Source organism: Haloarcula sp. H-GB4 (genome assembly GCF_030848575.1).
In the GTDB taxonomy this organism is placed as follows: domain Archaea; phylum Halobacteriota; class Halobacteria; order Halobacteriales; family Haloarculaceae; genus Haloarcula.
In genome coordinates, this window is the sequence record NZ_JAVDDX010000003.1 from 104,472 (window position 1) to 116,537 (window position 12,066).

The 12,066-nt window shown below is 60.3% G+C and carries 9 protein-coding genes; 7 read left to right on the forward strand and 2 right to left on the reverse strand.

Features of this window, described 5'->3' with window-relative positions; genetic code table 11:
• Positions 1-73: 73 nt before the first annotated feature.
• On the reverse strand, positions 74-2,941 hold the full coding sequence (locus tag RBH20_RS16730) for a bacterio-opsin activator domain-containing protein (RefSeq protein ID WP_306710728.1): 2,868 nt from the start codon (positions 2,939-2,941) through the stop codon (positions 74-76).
• A 396-nt stretch (positions 2,942-3,337) separates the two neighbouring features.
• Here RBH20_RS16730 and RBH20_RS16735 point away from each other — a divergent pair, with 396 nt between their 5' ends.
• The 6 genes from RBH20_RS16735 to RBH20_RS16760 all read left to right on the forward strand — a co-directional run bounded on the left by RBH20_RS16735 (position 3,338) and on the right by RBH20_RS16760 (position 10,606).
• Positions 3,338-3,577, forward strand: coding sequence for a hypothetical protein (locus tag RBH20_RS16735; RefSeq protein WP_306710730.1), 240 nt, complete (start codon positions 3,338-3,340; stop codon positions 3,575-3,577).
• Between the two features lie 120 nt (positions 3,578-3,697).
• On the forward strand, positions 3,698-4,951 hold the full coding sequence (locus tag RBH20_RS16740) for a Glu/Leu/Phe/Val dehydrogenase (protein ID WP_306710733.1): 1,254 nt from the start codon (positions 3,698-3,700) through the stop codon (positions 4,949-4,951).
• Between the two features lie 100 nt (positions 4,952-5,051).
• Positions 5,052-5,597, forward strand: coding sequence for a ribbon-helix-helix protein, CopG family (locus tag RBH20_RS16745; RefSeq protein WP_306710735.1), 546 nt, complete (start codon positions 5,052-5,054; stop codon positions 5,595-5,597).
• A 180-nt stretch (positions 5,598-5,777) separates the two neighbouring features.
• Positions 5,778-6,986, forward strand: coding sequence for an Nramp family divalent metal transporter (locus RBH20_RS16750; RefSeq protein ID WP_306710737.1), 1,209 nt, complete (start codon positions 5,778-5,780; stop codon positions 6,984-6,986).
• Positions 6,987-8,981, forward strand: a complete 1,995-nt coding sequence (locus RBH20_RS16755) for a hydantoinase/oxoprolinase family protein (RefSeq protein ID WP_306710739.1) — start codon at positions 6,987-6,989, stop codon at positions 8,979-8,981.
• Positions 8,978-10,606 (forward strand): hydantoinase B/oxoprolinase family protein, encoded by a 1,629-nt coding sequence (locus RBH20_RS16760; protein ID WP_306710742.1) that lies wholly within the window; start codon positions 8,978-8,980, stop codon positions 10,604-10,606. The genes RBH20_RS16755 and RBH20_RS16760 overlap by 4 nt, the downstream gene beginning before the upstream one ends.
• A gap of 62 nt (positions 10,607-10,668) precedes the next feature.
• On the opposite strand, the gene RBH20_RS16765 is transcribed toward RBH20_RS16760, so the two are convergent.
• Positions 10,669-11,229, reverse strand: a complete 561-nt coding sequence (locus RBH20_RS16765) for a PAS domain-containing protein (RefSeq protein WP_306710744.1) — start codon at positions 11,227-11,229, stop codon at positions 10,669-10,671.
• Positions 11,230-11,358: 129 nt separating this feature from the next.
• On the opposite strand from RBH20_RS16765, the gene RBH20_RS16770 reads away from it, so the two are divergent.
• Positions 11,359-11,763, forward strand: a complete 405-nt coding sequence (locus tag RBH20_RS16770; RefSeq protein WP_306710747.1) for a DUF4864 domain-containing protein — start codon at positions 11,359-11,361, stop codon at positions 11,761-11,763.
• The last annotated feature ends 303 nt before the right edge of the window (positions 11,764-12,066 follow it).

Sequence of the window (12,066 nt, forward strand, 5' to 3'; positions counted from 1 at the left end):
GACATCAAAGGAATATTCAGAGGTTAAACAAAGAGGCAGGGGTGGATTTGGTTGTTTATTATTGAACCCCATCTTACGCCTCCCGACTCGAAACGCTCCGGTCTTCGAACAATGCTGTGAACAGTTTCCGCTGGACTGTCCGCACGTGCTGATAGAACGCTGGTGGCGAAATCTCGAGCATCGTTGCGATGTCTTCGCCGGACTTTGTGCGCGGTGACTCGAAGTAGCCGCTGTAGTAGGCGGTCTGAATCACTTCGAGCTGTCGCTCCGTGAGGTCCCTGAGGAACTCCGAACTGCGATCCTGCTCGATACCCCGCTCAAGCGTTTCTTTGCGCTTGAGTTCGACGCCGGAAAACGTACTGTCGACCAACTGTGCGATGTTTCGAACGTCGACGCTCTGTGGTACATCGACGATGAGTGTCGTTCCCTCCGGGTCTGCGGTCGCTTCCCGGAAGATAGCGCCGTGGTCAGCAAGTTCCAGCGCGAGGAACGGCTGTGACAGCTCCAGCCGCAGGACACCGCTGTCAGTGTCGTCATCACTTATCTGTGTCACGTCGTCGATCGTCGTCATGTCAGCCGCAGCCGCCGCGACCGTTTGCACGTCAGCGTCTTCGACCGCCACAAACACGCTGTTACCGGCCGGCGCGTGCTGAATGCCACCTTCGTAGGAAATGGTACACCCAGTCGACCGAGCGAGTCGCGACAAGAGGAACCGCTCGTCATCGATGACGAACTCAACGCGGGTTACCGACGACGTGAGCAACGCATGTTTCCGTTCGATAGCGCTGAGTGCCGAGGCGATCGTCTCGCCAAGTTCACGCAACACGGTGCGCGTTGTCTCATCGAACGCGTCTTTCGTGTCGGCATAGATGGTGAGGATTCCATGCCTGAGGTCGTTGTACACCAGTGGGATACTCAGCACAGAGAGGAAGTCACGCGTGAGCGCGTCCGACCGCCATGGCGCGTTCCGGAGATCAGCGGCGACATTTGGGATCATCGTCACGTCGCCGGTCGCAGCCGTCTGGCCCGCGGGCTCAGTCTCGGAGGCCGCAACGGCGATTGATTGACTGTCGAGATACCCCTGGTCAGTGCCGGCCCAGGCTCGCGGTTCGACGGTAGTACCGCCCGGGTCGACGCTCCCGATCCATGCGAACTTGAATCGGTCCGTGTCAGTCAGCCGTTCGCAGACGGTATGAGTGATCTCCTCCTGTGTTTCCGCACTGACGATCGTCTGGTCTATCTCCCGAATCGTGTTGTTGATCTGATTCAGAGCAGTCAGTTGCTCGTTTTGCCGCTGGAGTTCACGGTCCTGTTCCCGAAGCTGGGATTCCCGGACGACTCGGTCGAGAGCAGCCTCGGCAGTTGCTGCGAGCAGGTCGGTGAGTTCCTGTGTCAGGTCGTCGAACACTCCGACAGCCGTCGACCCGGTGACGAACACGCCGTGGGTGCCGAGCGGAATGAACATAACACTCCGGAGGTCAGTTGCCCGGTTTTCCAATCGATCCGACGTGTGAACATCGTCGAACACGAGTGTCTCGTCGTTGACGAAACTGTAGCTCGGAAGCGTGTCATCGTTCGTGCGGACAGCCGGAAGCGGTCCGTGGTGTTCGGTCATCGCCCGTGACTGTGCAACAGGGAGGAGTTCGTTCGTCTCGGCGTCGTGCAGATAGATTGCGCTCGCGGAGACGTCGAACACACTGAGCACGTCATCGACGATGTGTTGGGCGATTTCCTGATTGGTCTCCGTGTAGAGGAACTTCCGTGCGGTCTCCTGCAGCGTCGTCAGCGCTTCCTCGCGCTGTTTCCGTTTCGTGATATCCCGGCAGCTATACAGCAGTGTGCCGTCCTGAATTGAGACTTCGCGGACGTTGACCAGCAACGTGTGCTCGTGACCAGCTTTGTCGGTGACTGTACACTCGATGTTCTTCAGAACGCCCTTCTCAGCGAGTTCCGCCCGGTCGAACAGGTCCTCGCCAAGGAGCGTGTCGATCGTTTCCTGCTCGCAAATCTCGTCGTCAGTGTAGCCAAAAATGAAGTGGACGTTCGGGCAGACGTAGGTGTATTCCCCGCCCTCGTTCGTCATGAGGACGGTGTCGGTCATATTGCTGAGCGTGACCCGGTGAAGTTCCTCAGATTGACGGAGGTCACGATCGAGGGTGACCTGCTCCGTGATGTCGATCCCTTCGATCACGATCGAGGTGACATCGCCGAAGTCGTTCTCGACCGGACGAACTGACAGCTCGATAACGCGGTCCGTGGCCGTGGACGGCTGATGAACGACGACGTTGCCGAATTGCCCGTCGCGTGCAGCCTCGACAAGTTGCCGGATGTCGCGTTCTGTCGCATCGGACTGTGACCACCACGGCAGCGTCCAGAACAGGTCACCGATGGCCGTGTCCACGTCCTCGTCAATCATTGCTCGTCCTGTCTGATTCACACGGACGAGCGAGCCATCCGGGTCGAGGACCCACGTGGCCGTCTGTGTGTCGTGAAAGACGGCGTCGAACTGCCGTGCCCGTTCGCGCTGTGTGATCGTTCGCCGGGCGGACTGGAGCGTCTTCTCGGTTCGCTCAATTACCTCGTCTATCCGCAGGCCGTCTGTCCCTGCGAGGGGTACGTAGTCGGAAACGCCGGCCTCGATTGCCTCACTCGCCAGGGCTTCGCTTCCGTCCGTAGTCCCGAGGATGACAGGGAGATCCGGGGCCAAGTCTCGGAGCTGTCGGGTCAGTTCAATGCCACTCCCGTCATCGAGTGTCTTTCTCGTGACAATACAGTCGACCGAGCGCTTCCGAACCGTCTCGAGGGCGTCCGATATCGTCTCAGCAGCGAGGATAGTAGCCTCTGTGCTCGCTCTAAGCGCTTCTGAGAGCGGCTCGGTCCAGCCTGTAGAACCAACAACGAGAACCTGAGCCGTGTCGAATGGGCTCCCGGCGTCTCTCATCTGCTGCTCCCGGGCACGAAGTGATCACTGAGAACACTGGCGCGATACGTGGACACTCGTTCGAGTTGTCGCCATCTACCGTGAACGGAGTGGTTCAGTTGCCGTGTTTTCGATGGAGGGTTCAATAATAAACACCTGCGTTCAAAATACTTCGTTGCTAAACAGTTTAGTATTTCCTCATTCCTGCGGTTATTTCGGCAGAGTGCCATCGGTCGACGGCCGGTACTCGCGAAGACACATGACGGACATCACACAGACGCCGACACGGTCGGTCCCTGCCCGTCGTTCAGATAGTCGCGAGCCAATAGCTCCTGCCGATTCTGCACAGCTATGATGGACGTACAACGTCGCTTGACGGAGAAGAGAGCTATCAGGCACGTCGAAGCGCCGGCGTCGATGCCAGTGTTCCGAGCTGTGACGCGGGTCTGGCATTTTCCCAGCGGAGATGCCTTGCTCGAACGTGACGGGTATCGTGACTGTCTGATCCCGGACGTCGACCGGATCGACGTGCCAGTCAATGGAACGGAACAGGTTGCGGACGCTGTGGCACTCGATACGGATACCACTGTTCGGGTGACGGACAATACAGGAAGCGTAGTTATGTCAGAATTCGACAAAAATGTGAAGATAGGATAAACGATTCGGACCCATTCGCGGTTGTAAGCCCCTCATCTAGCCTCTTCTATATCGAATGATATAGTAATTTTCCTGGTAGAAATGGGTAGCTTTTGGTATCTCGATGAATCCCGTCGATATATGTCTGATGTAAATCCGTACCAAAGCCTGCGGACGCAAATCGACGCAGCAGCACAATACTTAGACATCTCAGAGGGACAACTGGAACGGCTGAAAACCCCTGAGCGGATACTGGAAACGAATCTGTCTGTTGAGATGGACGATGGGTCGGTGGAGGTATTCCGTGCGTATCGGTCACAGTTCAACGGCGACCGTGGCCCGTACAAGGGCGGAATCCGCTATCATCCACAGGTAGACCGCGACGAGGTCAAGGCGCTCTCCGGGTGGATGGTCTACAAGACGGCGGCGAGCGATATCCCGCTCGGCGGTGGCAAAGGCGGAATCGTCATCGACCCGAGGAACTATTCCGAGAGCGAACTGGAGCGGGTCACACGCTCATTTGCGAAGGAACTGACGCCACTGATTGGGGCCGACCGTGACGTGCCCGCACCTGACGTCAACACGGGCCAGCGCGAGATGAACTGGATCAAAGACACCTACGAGACACTCGAAAACACGACAGAGCCCGGCGTGATAACCGGGAAGGACCTCGCAAGCGGTGGCAGTGAAGGCCGCGTCGAAGCGACCGGGCGTTCGACGGTCGTCGCAGCACGTGAAGCCTTCGAGTATCTTGACAAGGACATCGAAGGCGCGACGGTCGCGGTTCAGGGCTACGGGAACGCCGGCTGGATCGCAGCGAAACTCATTCACGAAATGGGGGCCAACGTCGTCGCCGTGTCCGATTCGAGCGGCGCGATATACAGCGACGCGTCGTTCGACCCCGTCGCAGTCAAGGACTACAAACGCGAAACCGGGAGCGTCGTCGGATATACCGACGCGGCGGAGGAACTCACGAATGATGAACTGCTCACGCTCGACGTCGACCTGTTGATCCCGGCCGCACTCGAAAACGCCATCGATGAGTCGCTGGCACATGACATCTCTGCCGATGTCATCTCTGAGGCTGCGAACGGACCGATTACTCCCGCAGCAGACGACGTTCTCAGCGACCGCGAGACGCTGGTCATTCCGGATATCCTCGCGAACGCGGGCGGCGTCATCGTGTCGTACTTCGAGTGGGTCCAGAACAGGCAGCGCTTCTACTGGTCCGGAGAGCGTGTGAACGAGGAACTGGATTCGATTATCGTCGAGCAGTTCGGGAACCTCGTCGACGCCTACGAGGAGCGAAACCTCTCCTCGCTCCGAACCGCCGCATACGTCGTTGCACTCCAGCGGGTGATGAACGCCGGCGAGCAGAGCGGCACTTGGCCGTAACGGGTTCTGAACCACATCGGCCGCCGTTCTCGCTGCCATGTTGAGAGCCCTCTGTCACCAAACGACACGATATTAAGACCATCCAGTGAGCAGAGGCACTATGCCAACCGACCGCGTCACCGTCTCTCTCGACGAGGAGACCAAGGAGACGTTAGAAGGGCTAACCGACCGAACTGGGGAAAGCCAGAGCCAGTTGATCCGCGAGGCAATCGCGTTCTACGCGGCAAACTTCGACTCGGCGCACGCAAGTGATAGCGATCACCTCCAGACGTACTACGAAATGCTCTCGACGGGCGAACACGTCCTGCTGGACATCGACCTGCTGCACGCACTCCTGCGTCAGTTTACTGACCCGGATGAGCGGGACGAGGAGGTTCTCAATATGATCGATCAGGTGGCACAGTACCACGCTCAAGAGTATGCCGAGCGGTTCGATTCGCTCGAAGATGTTCTCGAATGGCTCTCACTGTGTGGGTTCCTGACCGTTCGGCGGGACGAAAAGGGGAGTTTCCACGTGGTGTTCCCATCCGAATCGGTGCGGTGGTTGATGATTCGGTTCATCCGCGGTAGCATCGCCGACCTTCCGTTCGAAATTGAAATCGAAGAGAGTGTTTCGAAAGTACTATTAAGAGAACGAGAACCGTGAATACCTCTGCACGGAACGCAAACCGACTCGAATCTGGGGGTTGGGTATTTCTTACTATTTCACACACTTGGTGACGTATACACAGGGTTCATACGACCGATGTTCCGGCCACACACAGGTCTTAACAATGTTTTTCCTTACCTGCCGGGACCGTGACAGTGGCTATCAAAACCAACAATCATGAGCATTACAGAACGACTCAAAGCCGTCGGCCCGGGGGCGATGGTCGCCGCCGCGTTTATCGGTCCTGGCACGGTCACGACTGCGAGCGTCACCGGAGCGGAGTTTGGCTACGCGCTTCTGTGGACCATGGTCTTCTCGATTGTGGCAACGATCGTTCTCCAAGAGATGAGTGCGCGGCTTGGCCTTGTCTCGGGGGAGGGGCTCGGGGAAGCACTTCGAGAACGGTTCGACAATCAAATCGTCGAGTACGTGAGTATATTCCTCGTTGTCGGCGCGATCGGCGTCGGGACCGCCGCCTATGAGGCTGGGAATATCCTCGGCGGTGCCGCAGGGCTCGCGACGATCACGGGTATCGACTCAACGGTGTGGGGGGTCGTGATGGGACTCGTCGCCGGACTCCTGCTCTACACTGGGCGCTACAAGTTGATCGAACGAGCGCTCATTGGTCTGGTCGCCGTGATGGCGTTCTCGTTCGTAGCATCGGCGGTGCTTATCGGTCCCGACCCCAGTGCGATTGCGATGGGGTTCGTCCCCGGTATCCCCTCGGGGTCGCTGTACCTCATCACCGGCCTCATCGGAACGACCATCGTCGGGTATAATCTGTTCCTGCACGCGAGTAACGTCCAAGAGCGGTGGAGCGGTCCCGACGATATCGGCCACTCCCGTATCGACACGGTGGTGTCGATCGTTGCGGGCGGCATTATTACGATTACGATCATGGTGACCGCGGCCGCAGCATTCGAGCCCGGAACGCAGATCAGCGATATCGGTCGGATGGCCGAACAGCTGCGCCCCATCGCGGGTCCGTACGCCGAACTGTTCTTCAGCATCGGCATCTTCGCCGCCGGATTCACGAGTGCCACGACAGCACCGCTCGCGGGCGCGTGGGCGACAACAGGTGCACTCGGCTGGGATTCGGATATGCAGAGCACACAGTTCCGTGCCGTCTGGGGGACCATCCTCGGCGTCGGGGTTCTCTCGGTGTTGCTGGGTGGCAGTCCCGTCCAGATCATCGTGTTCGCACAGGTGGTCAACGGGATTTTATTGCCGATCGTCGCGGTATTCCTGATATACGCGATGAACCAGCGGGACCTCCTCGGCGAGTACACGAACGGGTCGATAGCGAACGCCCTCGGCGCGATTGTGACGCTTATCGTCGTGTGGCTCGGGGTTCGGACGCTACTCAGCGTCGCGGGGGTGCTGTAGATGGGCGGCCGGCGGGTCGGTGTCGACGTCGGTGGAACCTTCACTGACGTGACGCTGTCGCTCGATGGGGAGCTCGTGACCGCGAAAGTCCCGAGCACTGAAGACCAGAGCGAGGGCGTTATCGCCGGGATCGAGAAGGCCTGCGAAGCGGCTGATATCGACCCTGAGACCGTGAGCGAGTTCTCTCATGCGATGACCGTCTCGGTCAACGCACTGCTCGAAGAGGACGGCGCAAAGACCGCACTCGTCACGACAGACGGGTTCCGGGACGTTCTGGAGATCGGTCGGCAGGACCGCCCGTCGCTGTACGACCTGTCGGCCGAAAAGCCGACACCGTTGGTTCCCCGCCGCCGCCGCTTCGAAGTGTCCGAACGGACGATCACCGACGGTATCGAACAGCCCGTCGACGAGGACGAAGTCCGGGCAATCGCCGAGCAGCTACGCGAGATGGATGTCGAGTCTGTCGCCGTCTCGCTCTTGCACGCGTACGCACACCCCGAAAATGAAACACGCGTCGCAGACATCCTGCGGGATGAACTCGACGTGCCCGTCTCGGCCTCGCACGAAGTCCTCGCCGAGTTCCGCGAGTACGAACGAACGTCGACGACAGCCGTCGACGCCTACGTACGGCCGGCGATTGACCACTACGTCAGCCGTCTGACCGACCGTGCGCGGGACCTCGGCGTTCCACAGCCCCGAATTATGCAGGCGAACGGCGGTATCACCGACACTGCTACCGTCAGACGGAACGCCGTGACAACCGTCCTTTCGGGCCCTGCCGCCGGGGTCGTTGGGGCAGGGTCGATGGCGTCTGAGGAACAGGACGGGCTAGTCACGTTCGATATGGGTGGGACCTCTAGTGACGTTAGTCTCGTCCGCGACGGTGAAGCGGAACGGACGACAGAGGGCGTCATCAACGAGCGGCCGATCAAGACACCGATGGTCGACGTCGAAACAGTCGGTGCAGGTGGCGGGTCCATCGCCTGGGTCGACGCCGGGGGCGCACTCCGAATCGGCCCGCGTTCCGCCGGAGCTACCCCCGGTCCAGCCTGCTACGGGGAAGGCGGAACTGAGCCGACCGTCACTGACGCGAATCTCGTGCTGGGCTATATCGGCGAAAGCACAAGTCTGGGTGGTGAACTCTCACTCGATGCGGATGCCGCCTACGACGCGCTTGCGGACCTCGCCGACGAGGCGGGTCTCGGTGGGCCTCTGGAAGCCGCCCGTGGCGTCTACCGCGTCGCGAACGCGAACATGACCAGAGCCATTCGCTCCGTGACCGTCGAGCGTGGGTACGACCCGCGGAAGTTCGGGCTCGCCGCGTTCGGGGGTGCCGGGCCAATGCACGCGGCGGCAATCGCGGACAGCCTCGATATCGATCGAGTGGTGATTCCGCGCGCTTCAGGCGTGCTGTCGGCATACGGTTTGCTCGCAGCTGACGAGAAGCGCGACGCAGTACGGACGTATCAGCGCTCGCTCGACGCGGTCGACCCCGACGAGGTCGACACAGTCTACGAGGAGTTGTCCGAAGAACTTCTGGCTGAGGTTAGCGACCGCGAGGCAGCGACAGTGCGACACTCAGCCGACCTCCGGTACGCCGGCCAGAGTTTCGAACTTACCGTAGACGTCGACCGGCCGTTCGACACCGCGGACGCCCGCGAGCGTTTCGGGTCAGCCCACGAGTCCGCGTACGGCTATCGAGCGGACGAGTCGGTCGACCTGGTGAACTGTCGCGTGACGACGACCGTCGAACGGAGCGCGCCGCCGGTCAAGTACACTGCCGAAGGCGACCCACAGAAGGGCTCTCGGGAGGCGGTGTTCGCCGACGAGGTCCGCGAAACCCCGGTCTACGAGCGAGCGAAACTGCAACCACAGAATAGCATCGACGGCCCCGCGATTGTCGAGGGCGATGAGAGCACAATCGTCATCCCACCGACGTGGAACGTCCAGGTGCGCGATGACGGGACACTGACAGCGGCGGTGAGCGACACATGAACGACGAAGCTACGACATCGAGTGACGGACAGGAGACAATCGACCCTGTAACGCTGGAAATCCTCAGGAACCAGCTCGAGAGTGTCGCAACCGAGATGGGCCACGTGCTCATCCGGGGGGCGTACTCCCCGAACATCAAGGAGCGACAGGACTGTTCGACGGCGCTCTTCGACGCGTCGGGTCGGATGGTCGCACAGGCGGAACACATCCCGGTCCACCTCGGCGCGATGCCCGATGCAGTGGATGTTGTCCTCAAGAATGACCCGAAACCGGGCGACGTCTTCATCGTTAACGACCCGTTCGCGGGCGGGACACACCTCCCGGACATCACGCTCGTCTCGACCATCGCGCCTAACGACGAGATAGTCGGGTACGCCGTCTCGCGGGCCCATCACGCCGACGTGGGCGGGAGTTCGCCGGGAAGTATGCCACCGGGCGCACAGGAAATTTACGAGGAGGGGCTCCGCCTGCCTGCTGTCCGACTCGTCGACGGTGGCGATCCCAATGAGGCGGTTCACGACCTCATCCGTGCCAACGTCCGGACGCCGGACGAGCGCGAGGCGGACCTTCGGGCCCAGCGCGCGGCAAACGAACGGGCCGAGGAACGCATCGGTGAACTCCTGTCGGAGCACGGGCCGACACTGCTCGAGGCGTTCGATGCCGTCATCGAGTACTCCCGCGAGCGGGTCGAGGCTGAACTCGACGCGCTCCCGGACGGAACGTATCGAGCGCAGGATATCCTCGAAGGCGACGGCGTGACCGATGCCGACATCCCGATTGAAGTGGCCGTCACCATCGATGGGGCCTCGATAGCCGTCGACTTTGCCGGGACTGCCGACCAGGTGGCGGGCAACCTGAACGCACCCCTGTCGGTCGCGAAGAGCGCGGTCTACTTCGTCGTTCGAGCGATCACCGATCCGGAAATACCCCCAAACCACGGCTGTTACGAGCCGGTATCCGTGTCCGCACCTGAAGGGTCAGTACTCAACCCGGACGCGCCGGCCGCAGTCGTCGGTGGCAACGTCGAGACGAGTCAACGCGTCATGGACGTCACACTGGCAGCGCTCGCCGAAACAGTCCCCGATAGGGTTCCTGCCGGCGGACAGGGAACGATGAACAACCTCATCATCGGTGACCGGACCGGCGATTTCACCTATTACGAGACTATCGGCGGCGGGTTCGGTGCCCGGCCCGGGAAAGACGGGATGGACGGCGTACAGGTCGGCATGACGAACACGCTCAACACGCCTGTCGAATCGATGGAGGCCGAGTATCCGCTCCGAGTCGAGCGGTACGCGCTGCGTCGGTCAAGCGGCGGCGACGGCCGATACCGCGGCGGACTGGGCCTCGAACGCACCGTTACCGTTGAGACCGACGCCACCGTGTCACTGCTGACTGAGCGGCGGCGGACGGCTCCTGCCGGAATCGATGGCGGCGAGGATGGCGCGAGAGGGGAGAATCTGGTCGACGGCGACCCCGTTCCTGCGAAGGCGTCCGTTGACATCGAGGCCGGGACGACCGTCTCCGTCCGAACGCCCGGTGGCGGCGGACACGGCGATCCGGCAGAGCGGGACCCGGAAGCAAGAGAGCGTGACCGACGCGATGGGAAGGTAGACGAGGTGTAGCGTCTCGGTTCGGTTGTCAGTCGAATAGACGTAGCCGGCCACCACAGTGGTGCCACCCGTAGTCAGCTGTTCGGCGTATCGATAGCCTCCTGCACACCGAGCCAGTTCGTGATAGAGCCGTCGGGGCCAGTAAGTGGCACTATCGTCACTCGGTTTTTGAAGTGTGTCCCGTCCGCTCGGTAGTTCCACAGTTCGACGGTCCGCTGTTCCCAGATATCGATCCCTTCCTGGAGCGTTGCGATTGCATCGGAGTCAGTTGCTGGTCCCTGCAGCAATCGAAGGTTCTCGCCGCGAAGCGCGGCTAGCGAGTACCCGGTCATCTCCTGGAACGTCTGTGTCGCATATCGGACTGGATTGTCCTGATACGCCGGGCCAGTGAGCGTCAGGCCCAGAGGGATCGTCCCAAGTCGCACCATTTTCGCGATATATTCTCGCTCAAAACCCGTTACCGAGGTAGGCTCGAATCCCTTGAAATCCTGAAGGAGAGCGGCCGGTGACTCGTCAGCGGGTTCCGGGTCAACACTCTGGAGGTTGTGTGTTTCGACGAGGTCCGGAAGCCGACGGCGAAACTGCTCCTCGTCGAGCAGCATGGTTTCGATAAGTACGTCCCTGAGTGAGGCCATGTTCGCGGTCAGTTGATCTAGTCGGCGGTGACACAAACTCCCGTCGGTGTCCGGCCTGTGGCCGCTCAGCCGTGCCATTCATGCTGATACAGCACCTGTTACAGGTACGCGCTCGTCCCTACGATACCAATGTCTGAACGCGAGTATCCGGTGGCCGACCTTCCGACGCCTAATGAGACGTACAGCCCTGGCGACGCCGTTTCCCTCCAGCTTGCTGCGTTGGAAACGAACGACGACCCGTTTGAGAACGCGGGGATCATGACGGCGTACAATTTCGCCTCCCCGGCCAACCGCCGCTCGACTGGCCCACTTGACCGATTTATAGCCATGGTCCAGTCACCGCAGTACCGCCCGATGATCAACTTCAGGGAGGCTGTGCGAGGCCCTGTAGAGCGGGATGAGAACTACGCTGAACAGCGGGTAACGATTACCGGGCCGGATAGACAGACAACCACGTACGAGTTCGGTCTGTCAGTGCAGTCCGTCGGCGAGTTTCGGGGCTGCTGGCAGACTGACCGTGTTGTGGTGGTCTGAACGGGGGCAGTGCCAACCGAATTGGTGATTTGTGCCGTGTTGTGAACTAGGTTGCAATAGCTACTGCTAGTTCCATCCGCTCAGGTGCTACTGGCATCTCTCTCATGCGTTTTTACCCAGAGAACGCTCTACAGGTGTCGGCCCGCCAGCACAAGACAGTGGGATGAATAATACGAGAACGCTTCAATCAGAACGTCTCTTCCGCGATCGTGTAATATTCTAATATAAGAAGGATATATTACTATTTAGATGGTAGTTCAAGTCATTTTGCCGTCTACGCTATTGCGGCGAGCCACTAACGCC

Bases quoted from the DNA above. Each gene is read 5' to 3' on its own strand.
- RBH20_RS16730 (WP_306710728.1), bottom strand. From the start codon at position 2,941: ATGAGAGACGCCGGGAGCCCATTCGACACGGCTCAGGTTCTCGTTGTT.
- RBH20_RS16735 (WP_306710730.1), top strand. From the start codon at position 3,338: ATGCCAGTGTTCCGAGCTGTGACGCGGGTCTGGCATTTTCCCAGCGGA.
- RBH20_RS16740 (WP_306710733.1), top strand. From the start codon at position 3,698: ATGTCTGATGTAAATCCGTACCAAAGCCTGCGGACGCAAATCGACGCA.
- RBH20_RS16745 (WP_306710735.1), top strand. From the start codon at position 5,052: ATGCCAACCGACCGCGTCACCGTCTCTCTCGACGAGGAGACCAAGGAG.
- RBH20_RS16750 (WP_306710737.1), top strand. From the start codon at position 5,778: ATGAGCATTACAGAACGACTCAAAGCCGTCGGCCCGGGGGCGATGGTC.
- RBH20_RS16755 (WP_306710739.1), top strand. From the start codon at position 6,987: ATGGGCGGCCGGCGGGTCGGTGTCGACGTCGGTGGAACCTTCACTGAC.
- RBH20_RS16760 (WP_306710742.1), top strand. From the start codon at position 8,978: ATGAACGACGAAGCTACGACATCGAGTGACGGACAGGAGACAATCGAC.
- RBH20_RS16765 (WP_306710744.1), bottom strand. From the start codon at position 11,229: ATGGCCTCACTCAGGGACGTACTTATCGAAACCATGCTGCTCGACGAG.
- RBH20_RS16770 (WP_306710747.1), top strand. From the start codon at position 11,359: ATGTCTGAACGCGAGTATCCGGTGGCCGACCTTCCGACGCCTAATGAG.